Annotated in this window: 20 protein-coding genes; 7 read left to right on the top strand and 13 right to left on the bottom strand. The window is 72.9% G+C overall.

Going from position 1 to position 20,764, the window contains the following annotated elements; genetic code table 11:
• Window positions 1-124: 124 nt before the first annotated feature.
• Window positions 125-1,081: an ROK family protein gene (locus tag ABTY59_RS28220; RefSeq protein ID WP_352021857.1), complete on the bottom strand. Its 957-nt coding sequence runs from the start codon at window positions 1,079-1,081 to the stop codon at window positions 125-127.
• A 156-nt stretch (window positions 1,082-1,237) separates the two neighbouring features.
• Here ABTY59_RS28220 and ABTY59_RS28215 point away from each other — a divergent pair, with 156 nt between their 5' ends.
• Window positions 1,238-2,272, top strand: coding sequence for a LacI family DNA-binding transcriptional regulator (locus ABTY59_RS28215; protein ID WP_352021856.1), 1,035 nt, complete (start codon window positions 1,238-1,240; stop codon window positions 2,270-2,272).
• A 9-nt stretch (window positions 2,273-2,281) separates the two neighbouring features.
• Here ABTY59_RS28215 and ABTY59_RS28210 read toward each other — a convergent pair whose 3' ends face one another.
• The 6 genes from ABTY59_RS28210 to ABTY59_RS28185 all read right to left on the bottom strand — a co-directional run bounded on the left by ABTY59_RS28210 (window position 2,282) and on the right by ABTY59_RS28185 (window position 9,113).
• Window positions 2,282-4,486, bottom strand: coding sequence for a protein kinase domain-containing protein (locus ABTY59_RS28210; RefSeq protein WP_352021855.1), 2,205 nt, complete (start codon window positions 4,484-4,486; stop codon window positions 2,282-2,284).
• Window positions 4,487-4,561: 75 nt separating this feature from the next.
• On the bottom strand, window positions 4,562-5,854 hold the full coding sequence (locus ABTY59_RS28205; RefSeq protein ID WP_352021854.1) for a DUF6986 family protein: 1,293 nt from the start codon (window positions 5,852-5,854) through the stop codon (window positions 4,562-4,564).
• A gap of 155 nt (window positions 5,855-6,009) precedes the next feature.
• Window positions 6,010-6,972, bottom strand: coding sequence for an electron transfer flavoprotein subunit alpha/FixB family protein (locus ABTY59_RS28200; RefSeq protein WP_352021853.1), 963 nt, complete (start codon window positions 6,970-6,972; stop codon window positions 6,010-6,012).
• A gap of 98 nt (window positions 6,973-7,070) precedes the next feature.
• A complete protein-coding gene (locus ABTY59_RS28195; RefSeq protein WP_352021852.1) occupies window positions 7,071-7,856 on the bottom strand; it encodes an electron transfer flavoprotein subunit beta/FixA family protein in 786 nt (261 codons plus the stop codon).
• Between the two features lie 200 nt (window positions 7,857-8,056).
• Window positions 8,057-8,581, bottom strand: coding sequence for a flavin reductase family protein (locus tag ABTY59_RS28190; protein ID WP_352021851.1), 525 nt, complete (start codon window positions 8,579-8,581; stop codon window positions 8,057-8,059).
• A gap of 220 nt (window positions 8,582-8,801) precedes the next feature.
• Window positions 8,802-9,113 (bottom strand): TlpA family protein disulfide reductase, encoded by a 312-nt coding sequence (locus tag ABTY59_RS28185; protein ID WP_030686007.1) that lies wholly within the window; start codon window positions 9,111-9,113, stop codon window positions 8,802-8,804.
• 223 nt (window positions 9,114-9,336) lie between these two features.
• On the opposite strand from ABTY59_RS28185, the gene ABTY59_RS28180 reads away from it, so the two are divergent.
• Window positions 9,337-10,059 (top strand): lysophospholipid acyltransferase family protein, encoded by a 723-nt coding sequence (locus ABTY59_RS28180; protein WP_352021850.1) that lies wholly within the window; start codon window positions 9,337-9,339, stop codon window positions 10,057-10,059.
• Window positions 10,060-10,087: 28 nt separating this feature from the next.
• On the opposite strand, the gene ABTY59_RS28175 is transcribed toward ABTY59_RS28180, so the two are convergent.
• The 5 genes from ABTY59_RS28175 to ABTY59_RS28155 all read right to left on the bottom strand — a co-directional run bounded on the left by ABTY59_RS28175 (window position 10,088) and on the right by ABTY59_RS28155 (window position 14,753).
• On the bottom strand, window positions 10,088-10,687 hold the full coding sequence (locus ABTY59_RS28175; RefSeq protein WP_352021849.1) for a transglutaminase-like domain-containing protein: 600 nt from the start codon (window positions 10,685-10,687) through the stop codon (window positions 10,088-10,090).
• Window positions 10,688-10,761: 74 nt separating this feature from the next.
• Window positions 10,762-11,841, bottom strand: coding sequence for a threonine aldolase family protein (locus tag ABTY59_RS28170; RefSeq protein ID WP_352021848.1), 1,080 nt, complete (start codon window positions 11,839-11,841; stop codon window positions 10,762-10,764).
• Window positions 11,838-12,599 carry an SDR family NAD(P)-dependent oxidoreductase gene (locus ABTY59_RS28165; protein WP_352021847.1) on the bottom strand — a complete coding sequence of 254 codons (762 nt, stop codon included), beginning with the start codon at window positions 12,597-12,599 and terminating at the stop codon, window positions 11,838-11,840. The genes ABTY59_RS28170 and ABTY59_RS28165 overlap by 4 nt, the downstream gene beginning before the upstream one ends.
• Window positions 12,600-12,634: 35 nt before the next feature.
• Window positions 12,635-14,041, bottom strand: a complete 1,407-nt coding sequence (locus tag ABTY59_RS28160; RefSeq protein WP_352021846.1) for a DUF6421 family protein — start codon at window positions 14,039-14,041, stop codon at window positions 12,635-12,637.
• 157 nt (window positions 14,042-14,198) lie between these two features.
• A complete protein-coding gene (locus ABTY59_RS28155; RefSeq protein WP_352021845.1) occupies window positions 14,199-14,753 on the bottom strand; it encodes a GNAT family N-acetyltransferase in 555 nt (184 codons plus the stop codon).
• Between the two features lie 181 nt (window positions 14,754-14,934).
• Between ABTY59_RS28155 and ABTY59_RS28150 the strand changes: the two genes are divergently transcribed.
• The 4 genes from ABTY59_RS28150 (at window position 14,935) to ABTY59_RS28135 (ending at window position 18,381) form a co-directional block, all read left to right on the top strand.
• Window positions 14,935-15,501, top strand: coding sequence for a DUF5134 domain-containing protein (locus tag ABTY59_RS28150; protein WP_352021844.1), 567 nt, complete (start codon window positions 14,935-14,937; stop codon window positions 15,499-15,501).
• A gap of 342 nt (window positions 15,502-15,843) precedes the next feature.
• Window positions 15,844-16,779: a M56 family metallopeptidase gene (locus ABTY59_RS28145; protein WP_352021843.1), complete on the top strand. Its 936-nt coding sequence runs from the start codon at window positions 15,844-15,846 to the stop codon at window positions 16,777-16,779.
• Between the two features lie 162 nt (window positions 16,780-16,941).
• Complete coding sequence (locus ABTY59_RS28140; RefSeq protein ID WP_352021842.1) at window positions 16,942-17,613, top strand: phosphatase PAP2 family protein; 672 nt, start codon at window positions 16,942-16,944, stop codon at window positions 17,611-17,613.
• Between the two features lie 129 nt (window positions 17,614-17,742).
• Window positions 17,743-18,381, top strand: coding sequence for a TetR/AcrR family transcriptional regulator (locus tag ABTY59_RS28135; RefSeq protein ID WP_352021841.1), 639 nt, complete (start codon window positions 17,743-17,745; stop codon window positions 18,379-18,381).
• Here the strand turns inward: ABTY59_RS28135 and ABTY59_RS28130 are convergent.
• Window positions 18,378-19,913 (bottom strand): LVIVD repeat-containing protein, encoded by a 1,536-nt coding sequence (locus ABTY59_RS28130; protein ID WP_352021840.1) that lies wholly within the window; start codon window positions 19,911-19,913, stop codon window positions 18,378-18,380. The two genes, ABTY59_RS28135 and ABTY59_RS28130, sit on opposite strands and share 4 nt — an antisense overlap.
• Window positions 19,914-20,121: 208 nt before the next feature.
• Here ABTY59_RS28130 and ABTY59_RS28125 point away from each other — a divergent pair, with 208 nt between their 5' ends.
• The gene (locus ABTY59_RS28125) at window positions 20,122-20,739 is read left to right on the top strand and encodes a DUF305 domain-containing protein (RefSeq protein ID WP_352021839.1); all 618 of its coding nucleotides are present in this window, start codon (window positions 20,122-20,124) and stop codon (window positions 20,737-20,739) included.
• The last annotated feature ends 25 nt before the right edge of the window (window positions 20,740-20,764 follow it).

Genomic DNA, 20,764 nt, shown 5'->3' with positions numbered 1-20,764 from the left:
GGGCTGCACCGGGCCGGGGAACGTCCTCCCTCCGCCAAGGCGCGGGTGCCCCGCGTGCGGCTCCCGCGCGGGCGAGTCCTTCGGACCTCGGCTCACGCGCGTGGGGCCCGCGGCCCGCGGTCCCTCAGCTCGTGGCGGCGCCCCGCGCGGGCATCGCCGCCGCCGCCGCTCCGAGGAGGCCCGCGTCGGTGCCCGTGACGGCGGGCACGACTGTCAGGTCCCGGACGAACGAGAGCGTGGCGTAGTCGCGGAGGCTGCGCCGGAGCGGAGCGAAGAGGACCTCGCCGGCGCCCGCCACCCCGCCGCCGACGACCGCGATGTCGATCTCGACGAGCGTGGCGGTGGCGGCGATGCCCGCCGCGAGCGCCTGGGCCGCGCGCGCGAAGGAGGCGAGGGCGATCGGGTCCCCGGCGTGCGCGGCGGCGGCCACGGCGGCGGCGGAGACGTCGCCGTCGGGCCCCGGCCGCCAGCCGTTCTCCAGGGCCCGGCGGGCGAGGTGCGGTCCGCTGGCGATGCGCTCGACGCAGCCGCGCCCGCCGCAGGCACAGGGCTCGCCGTCGAGGTCCACCGGGATGTGGCCGATGTGACCGGCGTTGCCGGTGGGGCCCGGGTGGATCCGGCCGCCGAGGACGAGGCCGCCGCCGACGCCCGTGGAGACCACGAGGCACAGGGCGTCGTCGTGCCCCCTGGCCGCCCCCAGCCAGTGTTCGGCGGCGGTCATGGCGACACCGTCGCCGACGAGGGTGACCGGCCGTCCCTCCGTGGCCCGGCGGACCCGCTCGACGAGGGGGTAGTCGCGCCAGCCCGGCACGTTCACCGGGCTCACCGTCCCCCGGGAGGCGTCCACCGGGCCGGCGCTGCCGATGCCGACGGCCCCGGCGGACTCCCACAGCGGGGAGGCCGCCAGCTCGGCGAGCACCGCCTCGACCGCGCCCATGACCGTGTCGCCGTCCTCACGCGCGGGCGTGGGCCGCTGGGAGCGGACGCGGACGCGTCCCTCGCCGTCGACCAGGGCGCCGGCGATCTTGGTGCCCCCGATGTCGAGGGCGGCGACGAGGCCCGTGGCGGGGTCGGTGTGCATGGGCGCGGGGTCTCCAGTCGGCGGCCGGGGGGCGGGATGTCGTTCCGTACAGTCTTACCCCGCCTGACAACGTTGTCCAGGCTCTATGCTCGAACCGAGATCGACTCGACACCCCTCGTCCCCACCCATTCGACCGCTTCGGAGGAACCGCACACCGTGGCCGACATCGCCCGCCGCTCCGAACTCCGCTACGGCAATCGGCCCACGATGAAGGACGTCGCCGCACGGGCCGGCGTCGGCCTCAAGACGGTGTCCCGGGTCGTCAACGGCGAACCGGGCGTCACCCCCGACACCGAGCGCCGGGTGCGGGAGGCCATCGACGCCCTCGGCTTCCGCCGCAACGACAGCGCGCGCGTGCTGCGCAAGGGCAGGACGGCGACGGTCGGCCTGGTCCTGGAGGATCTCGCCGACCCCTTCTACGGACCGCTCAGCCGGGCCGTGGAGGAGGTCGCGCGGGCGCACGGGGCCCTGCTGTTCAACGGTTCGAGCGCCGAGGACCCGGACCGGGAGCAGGAGTTGGCGCTCGCGCTCTGCGCCCGGCGGGTCGACGGTCTCATCGTCATCCCCGCCGGGGACGACCACCGGTACCTGGAGCCCGAGATGAGGGCGGGGGTCGCCACGGTCTTCGTCGACCGGCCCGCCGGGAGGATCGACGCCGACGCGGTGCTCTCCGACAGCTTCGGCGGGGCGCGCGGGGGCGTGGCCCATCTCATCGCGCACGGCCACCGCCGCATCGGCTTCATCGGCGACCGCCCCCGCATCCACACCGCGGCCGAGCGGCTGCGCGGCTACCGCGCGGCCATGGAGGACGCGGACCTCCCCGTCCGGGACGACTGGGTCTCCGTCGGCCCGACCGATCCGGAGCGGGTGAGCGCGGCGGTACGGGAGATGCTGGCGGCGCCCGAGCCCGTGACGGCCCTGTTCTCGGGGAACAACCGGGTCACCGTGACCGTGGTCCGGGCCCTCGCCCGGCACGCGCGGCCGGTCGCCGTGGTCGGCTTCGACGACATCGAACTGGCCGATCTGCTCGGCGTCACGGTCGTCGCCCAGGACGCCGCCGCGCTCGGCCGGACGGCGGCGGAGCGTCTCTTCCGGCGCCTCGACGGGGCCGAGGGCGCCCCGGAGCGGGTGGTGCTCGGGACGAGGCTGCTCGCCCGGGGATCGGGCGAGATCGCGCCGCCGGCCGTCTGAGGCCCTCGCTCAGCAGATCCGCAGGCCCTCCACGGGGCCGCCGCCCGCCCCGCCCGACAGGTGGAGCACGCTGAGGTAGACGTTGGTGTTGCCGCTGTCGTCGTCGGTGCGGGCGAACCAGCGGCTGGTGCTTCCGCCGTACGTCTCGGTCCGGTCCAGGTCGACCTGGCAGAAGAAGGAGTGCGGTCCGGCGCCGACCGTGCCCATCTCGCCGCCGTCGTACCGCGTGGTCGTGGCGCTCCGCACGACCTGGCAGGTCGCGGAGGAGCCGGACGCGGTGCAGCCGGCGGCCGGCGGCGGGGCCTCGGTGGTGGGCGCGGTCGTCGCGCCGCCCCCGCCTCCGGAGGCGTCGCCGGTCGTGCTCGCGCCCCCGGCCGTGGCGGTCCCTCCGCCCTGTCGGCCCGGAGCCGTGGTGGCGCCCGCGCCGCCCGCCCCCGACGCCGCGCCCTGGCCCGTACCGCCGGCGGCCGGGCCGCCCGCGGTCGCGTCCGGATCCGAGCCGTCCGAGCCGGGGCCCTCGGTGGCCGGTGCTCCGCCGGCCGCCGCCCCCGGCTCCCGGCCTGAGCGGGTGGCACCGGCGGCGGGGGTGGCGGTGCCGCTCGCCCGCCCGCCGGAGGCGGTGCCGTTCCCCGGGTCCAGGACGCGGCCGGAGCCGCTCCCGGAGTCGCCGTCCCCGTCGCCGTCCTGGACGGTCCGGCCGGTGGCCCGCGAGCTGTCGTCGCGGTCCACGAGGACGTACGTGACGCCGCCGCCGGCCAGCAGGACGGCGGCCACGGCGGCGGCGACCAGCGCGTTCCTCCGGCGCGGCGCCGTCTCGGCACGCCGGGCCGCCCGGCTCCCCGCGCGGGGGCCGGGCGCCGTGTCGGGCCCCACGGGCGGCACCGGGACGGCGGGCCCGAAGGCCCCGGCGGGAGGAGCGGCGCCGGTCAGCGGCGCCGGGCCTCCGGCCTCCGGACTTCCGGGCTCCGGGCTTCCGGGCCCCGGGCTTCCGGGCCCCGGGGCGGAGGCGTACGGGCTTCCGGCGTACGGGCCTCCGGCCGCCGGACTTCCGGCCTCCGGGGCGGAGGCGTACGGGTTCCGCTCCGGGGAACCGGCGTGGGGGTGGATGCCCGCCGGCGGCCCGTACGGGTGCGCACCCGCCGGACCCGCGTAGGGGTTCACGTCCGGCGCACCCGCGTACGGGGAAGGCTCCGCGGCGGCCGGGGCAGGGCTGGTAGGGCCCGCGGGCGCAGCCGGGTCCGGGCCCATGGGGCCGGGGTGCGGGTCCGGGGCCGCGGGACCCGCGTGCGGGTCCCGCGCGGGCGTTCCCGGTGCGGGCGCCCCCGGGGCGGTCCCGGCTCCGCCCGTCGCCGGCTCCGGCGCGGCGTCCGGTTCCCGGGCCGACCGCCCCACCGCGCCGAGCATGCGTGCCGCCTCGCGGGCGGTGGGGCGCGACGCGGGGTCCTTGTCGAGGAGGCGGAGCAGGACGGGGGCGAGGGGTCCGGCGCGGCGGGGCTCCGGGAGGGGTTCGGTGACGATGGCGGCGAGGGTCGACCAGGTCGAGGTGCGGCGGAACGGCGAGGCGCCCTCGACCGCCGCGTACAGGGTCGCGCCGAGGGCCCAGACGTCGGACGCGGGGCCCGGGTCCTGGCCGCGGGCGCGCTCGGGGGCGAGGAAGTCGAGGGAACCGACGATCTCGCCGCTGCGCGTGAGGTGGGTCGCGGAGCCGTCGCCGGGGTCCTCCATGGTGGCGATGCCGAAGTCGGTGAGGACGATGCGGCCCGAGGCGTCGAGCAGGATGTTGCCGGGCTTCACGTCCCGGTGGAGGACGCCCACGTCGTGCGCGGCGGCCAGCGCCTCCAGGACGTGGGCGCCGATGCGGGCGGCCTCGGCGGGCTCGATGGTGCCGCGCTCGCCGAGGACGTCGTCGAGGGAGGGCCCGTCGACGAGCTCCATGACGATCACGGGCCGGCCCTCGTGCTCGGTGACGTCGTGGACGGCCACGACTCCGGGGTGGCGGACCCGGGCGGCGGCGCGGGCCTCGCGGGTCATCCGCAGGCGCAGGTCCGCCAGTTCGGGCGCGGCCGCGTCCGAGAACGTACGGAGTTCCTTGACGGCCACCTCGCGGCCGAGGACCTCGTCGACGGCCCGCCAGACGACGCCCATGCCTCCGCGGCCGAGCCGGCGCACGATTCTGTAGCGGCCCGCGAGCCGCCCGTTCTCCCCCGATGACACCGCTGTTCCGTCCCCCGGTCGATCATGTGAATGAACTCGACCAGGGTACGGGGCAGTTGGCGGGAAAGTGACCGTTTAGCGATCAGTGGTGACCGTGAGGTCGCCTCGGCGCGGGGCGGCGAAGCGGTCGAGGTCGGCGCGGGTCATGCCGGTGAGGGCGTCGACCTCGGCGGTGTCGAGCGCGCCGCACTGGAGGCCGCGCAGCAGGTAGGAGGCGAGTGCCTTGGCGGTGGCGGGCTCGTCCATGACGTCGCCGCCGGCGTGGTTGGCGTAGGCGGAGAGGCGCTTGGCCGCGGTCTCGAAGCCCTCGCGGTAGAAGGCGAAGACGGCGGCGTATCGGGTGGGGATGTGGCCGGGGTGCATGTCCCAGCCCTGGTAATAGGCGCGGGCGAGGGCGCGGCGGGTGAGGCCGTAGTGCAGGCGCCAGGCCTCGTGGACGTGCTCGGTGGAGCCGACGGGCAGGACGTTGGTGGAGCCGTCGGAGACGCGGACGCCGGTGCCGGCGGCGGCGACCTGCATGATCGCCTTGGCGTGGTCGGCGGCCGGGTGGTCGCTGGCCTGGTAGGCGGCGGAGACGCCGAGGCAGGCGCTGTAGTCGAAGGTGCCGTAGTGCAGTCCGGTGGCGCGGCCCTCGGCGGCGCCGATCATGCGGGCGACGGCGGCGGTGCCGTCGGCGGCGAGGATGGACTGGCTGGTCTCGATCTGGATCTCGAAGCCGAGGCGGCCGGCGTCGAGGCCGTGGGCCTTCTCGAACGCCTCCAGGAGCCGGACGAAGGCGGAGACCTGCTCGGGGTAGGTGACCTTGGGGAGGGTGAGGACGAGGCCGTCGGGGAGGCCGCCGTTCTCCAGGAGGCCGGTGAGGAAGACGTCGGTGGTGCGGATGCCGCGGTCGCGGACGGCGGCCTCCATGCACTTCATCCGGATGCCCATGTACGGGGCGGCGGTGCCCCCCGCGTACGCCTCGGTGATCAGGCGGGCGGCGCGGGCGGCGTCCTGGTCCTCGTCCTGGCCCGCGTAGCCGTCCTCGAAGTCGACGCGGAGGTCCTCGATGGGCTCGCGCTCCAGCTTGGCCCGTACGCGGCCGTAGACGTCCTCGGCGAGGTCGTCGGAGAGACCGAGGACGGCGGCGAAGGAGCCGGCGTCGGGGGCGTGCTCGTCGAGGGCGGCGAGGGCCTGGTCACCCCAGGAGCGGATGGTTCCGGCGTCGAAGAGGTTGCCCGGGACGTACACGGTGTGGACGGGCTGGCGGGTGCCGGGGTCTCCCGGGTAGCGCCGGTCGAGCTCGGCGTCCACCGTCGCGAGCGAGGCGCTGATGCCCTCGCTGACCGCGCCCGCGAGGCTCGTCGACACCTTCTCCTGCTGACCCATCCTGCATCCTCCTGTTTTCCGCTGCACGGAATCAACAATCCGTATAGCGAAGTTAATAGGCGCCGGGACCTGCGTCAATGGTTGTCCGAAACGGCCGGGGGCCGCACGGCGACAGATCGCCGTGCGGCCCCCGGGACCGACAGAACCGCAGGTCATCAGCCCTTGCGGGTCTTGACCTCTTCGGTGAGCTGCGGGACGACGTCGAAGAGGTCGCCGACGACGCCGTAGTCGACGAGGTCGAAGATGGGCGCCTCGGCGTCCTTGTTGATCGCGACGATGGTCTTCGAGGTCTGCATGCCCGCGCGGTGCTGGATCGCGCCGGAGATGCCGGAGGCAATGTACAGCTGCGGCGAGACCGACTTGCCGGTCTGGCCGACCTGGTTGGAGTGCGGGTACCAGCCGGCGTCGACGGCGGCGCGCGAGGCGCCGACGGCGGCACCGAGCGAGTCGGCGAGCGCCTCGATGATCGCGAAGTTCTCGGCGCCGTTGACGCCGCGGCCGCCGGAGACCACGATCGCGGCCTCGGTCAGCTCCGGGCGGCCGGTCGACTCGCGCGGCGTGCGGGCGGTCACCTTGGTGCCGGTGGCCAGCTCGCCGAAGGAGACCGCGAGGGCCTCGACGGCACCGGCGGCCGGGGCGGCCTCGACGGGGGCCGAGTTCGGCTTGACCGTGATGACCGGGGTGCCCTTGGAGACACGGGACTTGGTGGTGAAGGAGGCGGCGAACGCGGACTGCGTCGCGACCGGGCCCTCGTCACCGGCCTCCAGGTCCACGGCGTCCGTGATGATGCCGGAGCCGATGCGGACCGCGAGGCGGGCGGCGATCTCCTTGCCCTCGGCGGAGGACGGGACGAGCACGGCGGCCGGGGAGACCGCGGCGACGGCGGCCTGGAGCGCGTCGACCTTGGGGACGACGAGGTACTCGGCGAACTCGGGGGCGTCGGCGGTGAGGACCTTCACCGCGCCGTGCTCGGCGAGCGCGGCGGCGGTGTCGGCGGCGCCGTTGCCGAGGGCGACGGCGACCGGGTCGCCGAGGCGGCGGGCGAGGGTCAGCAGCTCCAGGGTGGGCTTGCGGACGGCTCCGTCGACGTGGTCGACGTAGACGAGGATGTCAGCCATGGGACTTCAATCTCCTGCGAACGGAAGGGGCGGTCTGGTGGGCTCTCGGGAGCCTTAGGCGCTGTGCCGGCCCGGGGGCGACCCCGGACCCGCGGCGCCTAGATGAACTTCTGGCTCGCGAGGAACTCGGCCAGCTGCTTGCCGCCCTCGCCCTCGTCCTTGACGATCGTGCCCGCGGTGCGCGCCGGACGCTCGGCGGCGGAGTCGACCGCCGTCCAGGCACCCTCCAGGCCGACCTCGTCGGCCTCGATCTCCAGGTCCTCCAGGTCCAGGGACTCGACCGGCTTCTTCTTGGCGGCCATGATGCCCTTGAAGGACGGGTAGCGGGCCTCGCCCGACTGGTCCGTCACGGAGACGACGGCCGGAAGCGAGGCCTGGAGCTGCTCGGAGGCGGTGTCGCCGTCGCGGCGGCCGGTCACGACACCGTCCTCGATCTTGACCTCGGAGAGCAGGGTGACCTGCGGGACGCCCAGGCGCTCGGCCAGGATCGCCGGGAGGACGCCCATGGTGCCGTCGGTGGAGGCCATGCCGGCGATGACGACGTCGTAGCCGACCTTCTCGATCGCCTTGGCGAGCACCAGCGAGGTGCCCATGACGTCGGTGCCGTGCAGGTCGTCGTCCTCGACGTGGACGGCCTTGTCGGCGCCCATGGACAGCGCCTTGCGCAGCGCGTCCTTGGCGTCCTCGGGGCCGACCGTGAGCACGGTGACCTCGGCGTCGTCGGCCTCGTCGGCGATCTGCAGCGCCTGCTCGACCGCGTACTCGTCGAGCTCCGACAGCAGGCCGTCGACGTCGTCGCGGTCGACGGTCAGGTCATCGGCGAAGTGCCGGTCGCCGGTGGCGTCGGGCACGTACTTCACACAGACAACGATCCTCAAGCTCACGCCGGCTCTCCTACTGCATCGGTCATAACTGGGCTGCCTTGTTGCTCGCAGCATAGGCGCCTGAAGGGCGGGTTTCCGGTCGGGGCGCCTGACGCCCCGACCGGAATATTACTCGTCAGTACACCCAGTTCGTTACCACTGAGCAAGCGCTCAGGCATGTGACCTTGCCAACGCGCGGAGAGCGGCGCGCGCGGGAACCCTCAGTCGCGCAGGGCGTTGAAGCTCCCGTGGTGGTAGAGGAGCGGCCGGCCCGCCCCGTCCGGGTCCCCGGCGACGGCCTGCGCGATGACGATCCGGTGGTCCCCGGCGGGCACCCGGGCGACCACGCGGCAGACCAGCCAGGCGAGGACCCCGTCGAGCACGGGCACGCCCTCGGGGCCGACGCTCCAGCGCGTGCCCTCGCCGAAGCGGTCGGCGCCGCTGCGCGCGAAGGTGGCCGCGAGGTCCTGCTGGTGCTCCCCGAGTATGTGCACGCCGATGAACTCGGTCTCGGAGACCACGGGCCAGCTGGAGGAGGTCGTGCCCACCCCGAAGGAGACCAGCGGGGGGTCCGCGGCGACGGAGTTGAGCGAGGTGGCGGTGAAGCCGACCGGCCGCTCGCCGTGCGCGGTGATGACCGCGACTCCGGCCGCGTGCCGGCGGAAGACGGAGCGGAGCAGATCGGGAGAGGCCTGCCGGGGTGCGCCGATCGTGGGAACGGCACGGAGCTCGGGCGAAACCGTCATGGAGTTGTCCTTCTGCGAGGGCGTCATGAGAGGGGTCCTGGGGTGGTCAGACACCCGGACAGCGCGCGCTCGCGTTGCGGGCCAGATCCACGTGGGCCCGGCCGTAGAGGAGGAGTTCCATGGGCACTCCGTCAGGGTGACGATCGATGGACGGCGCAGTCAAGTGCGTACCGGAATGTGGGAGAAGTGTCACGACGTCAGACCCGCCCCGGACCCCGCGTCAGACGGCGCGCCCCAGGGCGGCGATGACGTCCGCCCTGCGCGGCTGCCCCGCGGCCCTGCGGACGACGCGGCCCGCGGCGTCGAGGACGAGGACGGTGGGGGTGCGGGCGATGCCGAGCTCGCGCACGAGGTCGAGCCGCTCCTCGGCGTCGATCTCCACGTGCCCCACGCCGGGCACCATCGCGGCCACCTCGGCGAGGGTGCGGCGGGTGGCCCGGCAGGGCTGGCAGAAGGCCGTCGAGAACTGGACGAGGGTGGCCCGCTCCCCCAGTGCGGCGCCCAGCGCCTCCGGCCCCAGGACCTCGGTCATCCCACTCCCCTTCACTCGCCCGTTCCTCCGGTGCAGCACCGGGCGCCGCCGATCGATTCCCGCCACGGCCACCGCGAGTGACGAGAATCTCCCTGTACGAAGCCGCCTGGACTGGTCACGAGGCCCCACATGGGGCACGATCTGCCCAAAGCCGAAAACCTACGGCCGCGTAACTTCGCCGGGAGAACCCGCTCCGGGCACATGAAGAAGAGGTTCCTCTCCGATGGCAGAACTCGTCTATCGGCCGGTCATCGGCGCCGCCCTGACCATGTTCAAGGCGCTCGACCTGAAGATCGACACGCAGGGTTCGGAGCACATCCCGCGGACCGGTGGCGCGGTGCTCGTGAGCAACCACATCAGCTATCTGGACTTCATCTTCACCGGTCTCGCGGCGCTCCCGCAGAAGCGCCTGGTGCGCTTCATGGCGAAGGACTCCGTCTTCAAGCACAAGATCTCCGGACCGCTCATGCGCGGCATGAAGCACATCCCGGTGGACCGCTCCCAGGGCGAGCACGCGTACCGGCACGCCCTGGAGTCGCTGCGGGCCGGCGAGATCATCGGCGTCTTCCCCGAGGCGACCATCTCCCAGTCCTTCACGCTCAAGGGCTTCAAGACGGGCGCCGCGCGCCTGGCGCAGGAGGCGGGCGTCCCGCTGATCCCGATGGCGCTGTGGGGCACCCAGCGGCTCTGGACGAAGGGCCGGCCCCGGAACTTCAAGCGGAGCCACATCCCGGTGACGATCCGCGTCGGCGAGCCCGTGGAGGCCCCGGCCGACCAGTACGCGGGCGCCATCACCCGGCGGCTGCGGGAGCGCGTCCAGGAGCTCCTGGAGGCCGCGCAGCGCGCCTACCCGGTGCGCCCGAAGGACGCGAGCGACACCTGGTGGGTGCCCGCACACCTCGGCGGTACGGCTCCGACGCCGGCCCAGGTCAAGGAAGCCGGCTGACGGAACCGTTCCCGCCCCGCTCGCCCGGTCAGAGCTCCGAGGGGAGCGTCAGGCCGAGGGACGGGCGGTCCGGGGCGGCCTTGAGCGCGCCCAGCACAGCGGGGTGGGGCTCGGCGTACAGCTCGGGATAGTCGACCTCGCCGAGCTCCGGCCGCACGACCCAGGCCGGCCGCTCCTCCCCCAGCGAGAACCGGGCGTCGACGCCCGGCTTGTTCCCCCGCGCGTCCTGGCGGGCCCAGGTCCGCTCGCCGGGCAGCAGGACGGCGACGAGGCCGTGGACGACCGGGTCCGAGCCGTCGTCCTCGGTGAGCCGCTGGTAGCAGAGGGCGGCGGGGATGCCGCGGGCCCGCAGGAGCGCGGCGTAGGCATGGGACTTGGCGTAGCAGATGCCGGTGCGCCGCTCCAGGACGTCGGAGGCGCGCCAGGTGACGTGGAGATCGCCGGAGTCCATGGAGTGCGGGATGGTGTCGCGGACGTACACGTAGGCGGCTTCGGCGTATGAGTATGCATCGGGATGCTCGTCGGCGAGGCGGTCGGAGACCGCCCTGACGAGCGGGTGCTCATGATCGACGACCTCGCCCGCCGCAAGGTAGGCCTCGATGTCGGGGTTCTGCTGGATGAGTTCCATGCGGGACGACCCTATGAAGACGGCCGGACGGAGTCAATAACTTTCCGTCCGGCCGTATATTCATTCATCGTGCCCTAGCGCGCCAGCTCTTCCTTCAGCGCCTGGAGGAAGGCGTCCACGTCGTCCTCCGTGGTGTCGAAGGCGCACATCCAGCGCACATCACCGGCGGCCTCGTCCCAGAAGTAGAAGCGGAACCGTTCCTGCAGGCGCCGGGTCACCTCCTGCGGGAGGCGGGCGAAGACCGCGTTGGCCTGCACCGGGTAGAGGATCTCCACCCCGTCGAGCTCACGCACCCCGGCGGCGAGCCGCTGGGCCATCGCGTTGGCGTGGCGGGCGTTGCGCAGCCACAGGTCCTTCGCGAGGAGGGCCTCCAGCTGCACCGACACGAAGCGCATCTTCGAGGCGAGCTGCATGGACAGCTTGCGCAGGTGCTTCATGTGGCTGACCGCGTCCGGGTTGAGGACGACGACCGCCTCGCCGAAGAGCATGCCGTTCTTCGTCCCGCCGTACGAGATGACGTCCACGCCGACCGCGTTGGTGAACGCGCGCATCGGCACGTCGAGCGAGGCGGCGGCGTTGGCGATGCGGGCCCCGTCGAGGTGCACCTTCATGCCCTTGGCGTGGGCGTGCTCGACGATCGCGCGGATCTCGTCCACCGTGTAGACGGTGCCGAGCTCCGTGTTCTGGGTGATCGAGACGACCTGGGGCATCGCCCGGTGCTCGTCCTCCCAGCCCCAGGCCTGCCGGTCGATCAGCTCGGGGGTGAGCTTGCCGTCCGGCGTGGGGACGGTGAGCAGCTTGAGGCCGCCCATCCGCTCCGGCGCGCCGCCCTCGTCCACGTTGATGTGGGCGGTCTCGGCGCAGATGACGGCGCCCCAGCGGTCGGTGAGCGCCTGGAGGGCCGTCACGTTCGCCCCGGTCCCGTTGAAGACCGGGAACGCCTCGGCGGTGGGGCCGAAGTGGCTGTGCATGATCCGCTGGAGGTGATCGGTGTACTGGTCCTCGCCGTAGGCGACCTGGTGGCCTTCGTTGGCGAGGGCGAGGGCCGCGAGGACCTCGGGGTGGGCGCCGGCGTAGTTGTCGCTGGCGAAGCCCCGGACCGACGGGTCGTGGTGACGACGTGCGTCGGTCCTGGGGCCGAGTGCCGCGGTCACGGCTTGGGGGTCAGCCACAGACGCTGTCCATTCACTTCCTGGGCGGGCTTGTCCCAGAGCCCGGCGATCTCCTCGGCCAGGTCCTTGACGTCGGTGAAGCCCGCGAACTTCGCGTTGGGGCGTTCGGCGCGCATGGCGTCGTGCACCAATGCCTTGATCACCAGGATGGCAGCCGCCGCCTGCGGTCCTTCGTCGCCCCCCAGCTTGCGGAAGGAGTCCGCCATGGCGAGGGTCCACGCCTCGGCGGCCGCCTTGCCCGCGTTGTACGCGGCGTTGTTGGCGACCGGCTTGTGCGCGCCGGACTGACTGATCAGGGCGTACCGGCCGCGCCCGCCGGCGCGCAGCAGCCCGTCGTGGAAGGCGAGCGAGGTGTGCTGGACCGTGCGGATCAGGAGCTTCTCCAGGAAGTCCCAGTCCTTGAGGTCGCTCTCCGTGAAGGAGGGCGCGCCGCGCCAGCCGCCGACGAGGTGGACCAGGCCGTCGATCCGGCCGAACTCCTTCTCGGTCTTCGCCGCCCAGTCGCGCGTGGCCTCCAGGTCGAGCAGGTCGACGGTGTCGCCGACGACCTTGGCGCCGCCGTGGGCGTAGCGGGCGGCGTCGACGGCCTCGGCGAGGCGCGCCGGGTCCGCGTCGGAGCCGACGACCGTGGCGCCGGCCTCGGCGAGACGGAGCAGGGTGGCACGGCCGGCGGGGCCGGCCGCACCGGCGACCGCGATGACGGCGCCGTCGAGCGGTCCGCCGTTTCCGTTGGAGATCATGGGCGACGCCTCCTCGGAGTGCTCGGTGAGGTCGCTCACGCGGCGGCCCGCTCGGTGCTCGGGACGTCGGCGGCGGTGATGCCCTTGGTGTCGGCGATCACGCCCTTCAGCTTCTTGGCGAGGGCCTCAAAGAACATGCTGAGCGGAAACTCGTCCGGAAGCACGTCGTCGACGAGCTTGCGCGGCGGGAGGGAGAGGTCGAGGGCGTCGGGACCCTTGGCCCACTTCGAGCCCGGGTGCGGGGCGAGGTAGCCGGAGACGAACTCGTACGCCTTGAACCAGTGCACCAGCTTCGGGCGGTCGATGCCCTCGCGGTACAGGGTCTCGATCTCGGAGCAGAGGCGGTTGGTGACCTCGGGGGCCCGCTCCCAGTCGATCGTGAGGACGTTGTCCGTCCAGCGCACCACGTCGTTCTTGTGGAGGTACGCGAAGAGGAGCTGGCCGCCCAGACCGTCGTAGTTGCGGGTGCGGTCGCCGGTGAGCGGGAAGCGGAACATCCGGTCGAAGAGGACCGCGTACTGCACGTCACGGCCGTGCGCGTTGCCCTCGGCCTCCAGCTTCACGGCCTCCTTGAAGGCGGTGAGGTCACAGCGGAGCTCTTCCAGGCCGTACATCCAGAAGGGCTGGCGCTGCTTGATCATGAAGGGGTCGAAGGGCAGGTCGCCGCGGCTGTGGGCGCGGTCGTGGACCAGGTCCCAGAGGGCGAAGGCCTGCTCGCAGCGCTTCTGGTCGCCGAGCATGACGGCGATGTCCTCGGGCAGCTTCACGCCGAGGGTGTCGACGGCGGCCTCGGTGACCTTGCGGAAGCGCGCGGCCTCGCGGTCGCAGAAGATGCCGCCCCAGGTGAAGCGCTCGGGGACCTCGCGGACGGCGACGGTCTCCGGGAAGAGGACGGCCGAGTTGGTGTCGTACCCGGCGGTGAAGTCCTCGAAGGTGATGCCGCAGAAGCCCGGGTTGTCGTAGCGGGTGCGCTCCAGCTCGGAGAGCCACTCGGGCCAGACCATGCGGAGCACGACGGCCTCGAAGTTGCGGTCCGGGTTGCCGTTCTGCGTGTACATCGGGAAGAGCACCAGGTGCTGGAGTCCGTCGGCGCGGCCGGCGGCCGGGTGGAACTCCATGAGGGAGTCCAGGAAGTCCGGCACGGTGAAGCCGCTCTCGACCCACTTGCGCAGGTCCGCGACGAGGGCGCGGTGGTAGGCGCCGTCGTGCGGGAGGAGCGGGGAGAGCTGCTCGACGGCCGCGACCAGGCGGTCGACGGTCAGCTCGACGAGCGCGCGGGCGGGGGCGCCCTCGGCCTCGAAGTCGACGGAGCCGTCCGCGGACTGCCAGGGACGGATCTCCTCCACGGCATTCTTGAGCTCGGCCCAGGCCGGGTGGTCGATCACAGGGGCGTCGGTGGATATCCCCCCACCGGTCACGTCCTGCACAAGAATTTCCGTCATGCCTCTTCCTCCACAGGAGAACCTCGCGTCAAGACAACGTAACCATCGACGCGTGGTTCCCACAAGAGGAGCCAAGAGAAATTATCCTGTGCGACCCCCCTGACGGCAGAAATTTTTCCTGCCAGTCAGGGTTGAAGCCACTCTTCCGCCGGAGGGATCAGTTCAGCGGCTTGATCAGCAGCTCGAACTCCAGGTCGTCGCGCTGCGGCAGTCCGAACCGCTCGTCGCCGTACGGGAACGGGGTCATCCGGCCCGTGCGCCGGTAGCCGCGCCGCTCGTACCAGGCGATCAGCTCCTCGCGCACGGAGATCACCGTCATGTGCATCTCCCGCACGTCGTCCCACAGCTCGCGCACCCGGCGCTCCGCCTCCGCGATGATCAGCTTGCCCAGACCCGCGCCCTGCAGATCGGGCCGGACCGCGAACATGCCGAAGTAGGCGGCCTCACCCCGGTGCTCCAGCTGGCAGCAGGCGACCGGCTCACCGTCGCGCTCGACGACCAGGAGCCGGCTGCCGGGGGCGGTGATGACCGCAGCCACGCCCTCGGGGTCGGTGCGCTGCCCCTGGAGGATGTCCGCCTCCGTCGTCCAGCCGGCCCGGCTGGCGTCGCCCCGGTAGGCCGACTCCACGAGCGGGACGAGCGCCGGAACGTCGTCGAGCACCGCTTCGCGATAGCTGATCCGGCCGGTCTCCTGAGACGTGGCGGTGTCCATGTTTCCGTGCTCCCCTCGGGCGCTGACGATCGGCGTGCGCGATCGTCCCGAGCCTAACGCGCGCGCCCTTCGCTCCCCTCGTACACCTGTGCGCGCCCGTGCGCCCGCGTGCGATGCCCAGGAGGCGGGCATCGCTCAGTGGAGGGGACGGCACAGGACAGGCCCTGGGGGGAGGTGCGCCGTGCACGGACCGGCCCTGACCGGATGGCTCCTGGTCGCGCTGTGCGCGGCGACGGGGGTGTACTGCCTGCTGCGGATGCGCGCCTGCGCCGGCGAGGAGCGGCGGGCCGCGGGCGGCGAGGCGGTGATGGGCTTCGGGATGGCCCTCATGGCCCTGCCCGCCGCGGTGCTCAGCCCGCCGGAGTGGGGCTGGACGGTGTACGCGGCGGTGTTCGGCGCGGCGACGCTGCACGCCCTGCTCGCGCTCCGGCGCGGCGGTCACCACGCGCACCATCTGGTCGGCTCGCTCGCCATGGTCTACATGGCGCTGACGATGGCCGCCCCGGGCGCGGCGGGGGCGCACGCGGGGCACACGGCCGGGACGGCGGCGGCCGGGGGCATACCCGTGCTCACGGGCGGGCTCCTTCTCTATTACACGGCGTACGTGCTGCGCGCCGGGACGCGGCTCGTGCCGGTGGCGGCCGCCGCCGGCGGGCCGGGGCCCGCCTGGGCGACCCGGCCGGAACTGACGCTCGCCTGCCGGCTCGCCATGGCACTGGCCATGCTGGCCATGCTGGTGACCCTGTGAGGGCGGGCCAGTTCCGGCACGGTCGGGCGAACCGGCACGGTCCGGCATTCCGGCACGGTCGAGCGAACCGGCAGGGTCCGGTGTTCCGGCACGGTCGAGCGAACCGGCACGGTCGGGCGTTCCGGCAGGGTCGGGCGTTCCGGCAGGGTCCGGCGAACCGGCACGGTCGGACGTTCCGGCACGGTCCGGCGTTCCGGCACGGTCGGGCCTACCGGCACGGTCCGGCGTTCCTGCGCGCGATCCGGACTTCGGCAGCGGCTTCCGGCCAATCAAACCGTGGCGTACGTCACTTGCCGTCCGAGCCCATACCCCCGGCGAGCGGCGCCCTCATAGGCTGACGCCATGTGGGTCTCCCTCGCGCTGTTCCTGCTCGGCCTCCTGACCGCCCTCGCGGCCCCCCGGCTGCTGTCCCGGGCGGACTGGGTGGAGCGAGAACCCGTGGTGGCCCTGTGGGTGTGGCAGTGCGTGGTGGCCGCCGTCCTGCTGAGCTTCGCGCTCTCCATGACGTTCAGCGCGTCCGCCGCCTGGCAGGCCGTCCGGGGGCAGGTGTTCGCGGGCGCGCCGCGCACGGTGGTCGACGCGTACGAACTCGGCACGTCCGGGCCCTGGTCCGCGGTGCTCGCGGTGGTCCTCGCGGCCGGCGGGGTCTGGTCCGGGGCGATGCTGGGCCGCGAGATCGGCATGGCCCGCGCCCGGCGCCGGCAGCGCCGCTGCGACCTGCTGGTCCGCGCGCCCCTGCTGCCCGGGGAGGAGCCCGGCGGCGAGCGGCTCGTCGTCCTGGAGGGCGAGCGGGCGGACGCCTGGTGGATGGCGGGCGCCACGCCCCAGCTGGTCATCACCACGGCGGCGCTGCGTCGCCTGAAGGGGCGTCAGCTCGACGCGGTCCTGGCGCACGAGCAGGGGCACGCCCGCGCCCGGCACGACTGGCTGCTGCACGCGTCGGGGGCGCTGGCCGCCGGATTCCCGGGGATCCCCGTCTTCGCCGCCTTCCGCGAGGAGATGCACCGGCTGGTGGAGCTGGCCGCCGACGACGTGGCCTCGCGCCGCTTCGGCCGGCTGACGATCGCGCTCGCCCTGGTCGAACTGAACGAGGACCGTGGGGTGTTCGGCGGCGGAGCGGGTCCCGCCGCCGGTCTGCCCCAGCGGGTGAACCGGCTGCTCACGGCCGCACCACGCCTGACCGCGGGACGGCGGCTCCGGCTGACGGCGGCCGCGTCCCTGGTGCCCGTGGTCCCCGTCCTCGTGGCCTTCGTCCCGGCCCTGAAGGCGCTGGGTTAGCAGAGGGTGCGTGCCCGCGCGGCGGACACGGCGGGGGTCGTCGGCGCGGCGGACACGGCGGGGGCCGTCGGCGCGGCGGACACGGCGGGGGCCGTCGGCGCGGCGACGCGCGGCGGGCCCCGGGAAGGGCGGCCGGAGCGGGGCGTCGGGCAGGATCGGCGCATGCGCACCTCCGCCCTGATCTCCGGAGCCCTCGCCCTGCTCCTGCTCCTGCTCGTCGTCGTGGGGTGGTCGCCGCTGCTCTCCGCGGACCGGTCCGTAGCCGAGGCGTTGCACCGCAGCGCCCTGGCGCACCCCGGGTTCACCCACGTCAACCGCATCCTCAGCGACTGGGTGTGGGACCCCTGGACGATGCGTGCCCTGGCCGCCGGCACCGCGGTGCTGCTGTGGTGGCGGCGGGAGCGGCGGGCGGCGCTGTGGGTGGCCGGGACGACCCTGTTCGCCGTGGGGTTCCAGCAGGCCCTCAAGGCGCTGGTGGGGCGGGAGCGGCCGGTGTGGGCCGAGCCGGTCGACTCCGCGCGGTACGCCGCCTTCCCCTCGGGGCACGCGATGGCGGCGACGGTCACCTGCGGGCTGCTGCTGTGGGTGCTCGCCCTGCACTGGCGGGACGAGTGGCGCGGCTGGGGCACGCTGGCGGGCGCGGCGGTCGTCTCGGTGCTCGGCGTCGGCTGGACGCGGGTCTATCTGGGGGTGCACTGGCCCTCGGACGTCGTCGAGGGCTGGCTGCTCGGCTGGTGCTGTGTGGCCGTGGCGGTGATCACGTACCGGCGGACCGCCCCGGAGGGTGACGACGGCGCCGGTAACAGCGGGAGCAGAATGGGAGAAAAACGATGAAGCCGCCTGTTCTGGACGATCCCCCGTGTCGCCCAGAACAGACGGCATCCCCGGCGGTATGCCACAGCGGCATGCCGACGGGATGCGCCGAGTATATTGGCTGGCAGCCAGTCAACGCAGGAGTCCAGCATGTCCCCGCGTAGCCCATCGGTCAATGAAGAGCTTCGGCGCCGGTCGCGGGAGCGGATCCTCCAGGCCACCGTGGACCTGGTCGACGCCCACGGCTACGAGGCGACCACGCTCGGTGACATCGCCGAGCAGGCCGGTACGGCGCGGGGGCTGATCTCCTACTACTTCTCCGGCAAGCACGTGCTGCTCCAGGCGGCGGTGCACCGGCTGATGCACCTCACCCTGGAGGAGGCGCTGGAGCGGGAGCCCCGCACGGAGGACGGCCGCGAGCGGCTGGCGCGGGCGATCGACGCGATCCTGGGGCTCGCGGTGACGCGGCCCACCCTGATGCGGACCCACATGGCGGGCATCCTGCAGGCCGACGGGTTCGTGCAGTGCGAGGAGCAGCAGCGCCTGGCGTTCCTGCTGAGGGACACGGTCACGCGGTACGGCTCCGCGGACGTGGACACGGACTATCCGCTGCTGCGCGCCCTGCTGATGGGCGCGGTGGTGGCGGTGCTGCTGCCCGGGGCCCCGATGCCACTGTCGCGGCTGCGGTGGGAGCTGTTCCAGCGGTTCGGCCTCGACTGGGAGGCGGGCATGCCGCCGGACGGGGGTCCGCCCGACGGCACGCCGAGTCCGGGAAGCGGTGGCTCCTAGAAGTCGTCGAAGTAGTCCGGCTGGGTCTGGACGTTGAGCTCGTCCATCCGGATCCGCTTCGCCGGGTCCGTACGGCGGTCGGAGAGCTTCAGGACGTCGAAGCCCTTCGCGATGTCGTTCGAGTAGATGTAGCCGTTGTAGTAGTAGGCGGACCACGAGCCGCCGACCGAGAGGGTGGTCGCGGAGAGCGGGCCTCGCTCGAAGTAGGCGATCTCCTTCGGGGCGGAGGAGTCCGTGAAGTCCCAGACGGAGACGCCGCCCTGGTACCAGGCCTGGACCATCAGGTCCTTGCCCTTGACCGGGATCAGCGAGCCGTTGTGGGCGACGCAGTTCTCGGTGTCGGCCTGGTGGCGCGGGATCTTGAAGTAGCTGCGGAAGACGAGCCTGCGCTTGTCGCCCTTGCCGGCGATGTCGTAGATGCCGTCGGCGCCCCGGTTCGGGCCGACCTCGGCGTTGCAGGTGGCACCGCCGCCGCCGCCGAGCTCGTCGGTGAAGACGACCTTGTTCGCCTTCTGGTTGAAGGTCGCGGAGTGCCAGAAGGCGAAGTTGACGTTGTCCTGGACCTGGTCGATCACCCGCGGGTGCTCGGGGTCCTTGATGTCGAAGAGGATGCCGTCACCCATGCAGGCGCCGGCCGCGAGGTCCTTCTCCGGCAGCACGGTGATGTCGTGGCAGCCGGTGGTCTTGGAGACGCCCGGGTTGGTGGGCGCGCCCGGGTTGCCGCCGCCGTCCGGGCCCTCGCCCGGGAAGAGGACGGGGAAGTTGACGACCGCCGCCTTCTCGGGCGACTTGCGCGGCACCTTGATGACGGAGAGGCCGTCGTGCGGGGGCTGGCAGTCCGGGAAGGCCGCGTTGGGCGAGTACGAGGCGACGTAGATGTACACGTTCCTGCCCTTGGGCAGGATCGTGTGGGTGTGGGAACCGCAGGCGGTCTCGACGGCGGCGACGTACTTCGGGTTGGTGATGTCGCTGATGTCGAAGATCTTCATGCCCTCCCAGGATTCCTTCACCGAGGCGGGCTGCGTCGTGCTCGCGCACGAGTTGTCGCTCCGGGAGGAGTCGGTGGACAGGAAGAGCAGGTTCCCGGAGACGGAGATGTCGTTCTGGGAGCCCGGGCAGAGGACCTGCGCGACGGTCTTCGGGGCCTTCGGGTTGCTGATGTCGTAGATCCGGAAGCCGTCGTAGTTGCCGCCGAAGGCGTACTTGCCCTGGAACGCCAGGTCCGTGTTGAGGCTCTGGAGGGCGTCCTTGGGGACGTTCGCGAGGTGCTCGATGTTCTTGCTGTGGACGATCTCGTCCACGCCGGGTATCTCGCCGCTCCGGATGGCGGAGCGCGCCTCGGCCGCCTGCTGCGCGGAGACCGTGCCCTGTGCGGGGCCGGCGTCTCCGGGGTCGGGGATGGCGGCCGCGGGGCCTGCCGCCAGCAGTGTGGCCAGCAGCCCGGCGGCGGCGGATGCCACGCCCAGGCGTCTGAACCGGGCACGCGGGTCGCGCGTGTCGGACGTGGTACGCGGGGTACGCAACGAAGTCACTCCGTCCTCCCTGGTATCCGTTCAGCTGTGAACGGGTGTTGGACCCCGGCAGTATCTTCCGTGGCGTGCACATCTCAACAGATGGCAACACAGACGTAATGAAGGTTTTTGATCGGTCCCCGCGAGAAAGTGCTAAGAACGGTCGCTGTCCCCGCAAGAACACCTGGAGGTCGCGTTGTTGATCCGCCGTCAGCGTGCCGTCGTCGCCGTGGCTCTGTCCGCCGTCGCCGTACTCGCCCTGGGCGCCTGCGAGTCGGGCTCGGGCCGGGACGCGCCGCGAGCCGGGGCCTCGACCGCTCCCTCGGTGGTGGCGCCGGGGAAGCCCGGCGAACCGGCGCGGCGGATATCCCCGGAGGAGGCCGCCCGGCTGCTCCCCGACGAGAGCCCGAACGGCGCGGACTTCCGGTACGTGCAGATGATGACGGTGCACCACCGGCAGGCCCTGACGATGACCGGACTGGTCCCGGGGCGGGCGTCCTCGCCCCAGGTGAGGAAGGTCGCGGAGCGCATCGCGGCGGCGCAGCGGCCGGAGATCGACGCGATGGAAGGTTGGCTGAAAAGCAACGGTGGTCCGCGCGCATCGGGGGCCCACGACCATCACTCGATGCCGGGCATGGCGACCGAGGCACAGCTGGCGGAGCTGAAGGCCGCGAAGGGCGAGGCCTTCGACGCGCTCTTCCTGAAGCTCATGATCACGCACCATCAGGGTGCCGTGACCATGGCCGCCGAGGTGCTGGGTGAGGGGAACAACGTCCTCGTCGAGGAGATGGCGAACGACGTGATCGCCCAGCAGACCTCGGAGATCAACCGGATGCGCTCCCTCTAGAGGGCGTCCTGGCGATCGGGGCAGG

It is taken from the genome of Streptomyces sp. NPDC096079 (genome assembly GCF_040303145.1).
In the GTDB taxonomy this organism is placed as follows: Bacteria; Actinomycetota; Actinomycetes; order Streptomycetales; family Streptomycetaceae; genus Streptomyces.
This window is presented reverse-complemented; position numbering and strand designations above follow the sequence as displayed.

What these genes read in the sequence shown, in the direction of transcription:
- ABTY59_RS28135 (WP_352021841.1), top strand. Translation starts at nt 17,743, where the DNA reads ATGTCCCCGCGTAGCCCATCGGTCAATGAAGAGCTTCGGCGCCGGTCG.
- ABTY59_RS28155 (WP_352021845.1), bottom strand. Translation starts at nt 14,753, where the DNA reads ATGGACACCGCCACGTCTCAGGAGACCGGCCGGATCAGCTATCGCGAA.
- ABTY59_RS28200 (WP_352021853.1), bottom strand. Translation starts at nt 6,972, where the DNA reads ATGGCTGACATCCTCGTCTACGTCGACCACGTCGACGGAGCCGTCCGC.
- ABTY59_RS28220 (WP_352021857.1), bottom strand. Translation starts at nt 1,081, where the DNA reads ATGCACACCGACCCCGCCACGGGCCTCGTCGCCGCCCTCGACATCGGG.
- ABTY59_RS28145 (WP_352021843.1), top strand. Translation starts at nt 15,844, where the DNA reads ATGTGGGTCTCCCTCGCGCTGTTCCTGCTCGGCCTCCTGACCGCCCTC.
- ABTY59_RS28160 (WP_352021846.1), bottom strand. Translation starts at nt 14,041, where the DNA reads ATGACGGAAATTCTTGTGCAGGACGTGACCGGTGGGGGGATATCCACC.
- ABTY59_RS28140 (WP_352021842.1), top strand. Translation starts at nt 16,942, where the DNA reads ATGCGCACCTCCGCCCTGATCTCCGGAGCCCTCGCCCTGCTCCTGCTC.
- ABTY59_RS28190 (WP_352021851.1), bottom strand. Translation starts at nt 8,581, where the DNA reads ATGACGGTTTCGCCCGAGCTCCGTGCCGTTCCCACGATCGGCGCACCC.
- ABTY59_RS28165 (WP_352021847.1), bottom strand. Translation starts at nt 12,599, where the DNA reads ATGATCTCCAACGGAAACGGCGGACCGCTCGACGGCGCCGTCATCGCG.
- ABTY59_RS28175 (WP_352021849.1), bottom strand. Translation starts at nt 10,687, where the DNA reads ATGGAACTCATCCAGCAGAACCCCGACATCGAGGCCTACCTTGCGGCG.
- ABTY59_RS28205 (WP_352021854.1), bottom strand. Translation starts at nt 5,854, where the DNA reads ATGGGTCAGCAGGAGAAGGTGTCGACGAGCCTCGCGGGCGCGGTCAGC.
- ABTY59_RS28185 (WP_030686007.1), bottom strand. Translation starts at nt 9,113, where the DNA reads ATGACCGAGGTCCTGGGGCCGGAGGCGCTGGGCGCCGCACTGGGGGAG.
- ABTY59_RS28180 (WP_352021850.1), top strand. Translation starts at nt 9,337, where the DNA reads ATGGCAGAACTCGTCTATCGGCCGGTCATCGGCGCCGCCCTGACCATG.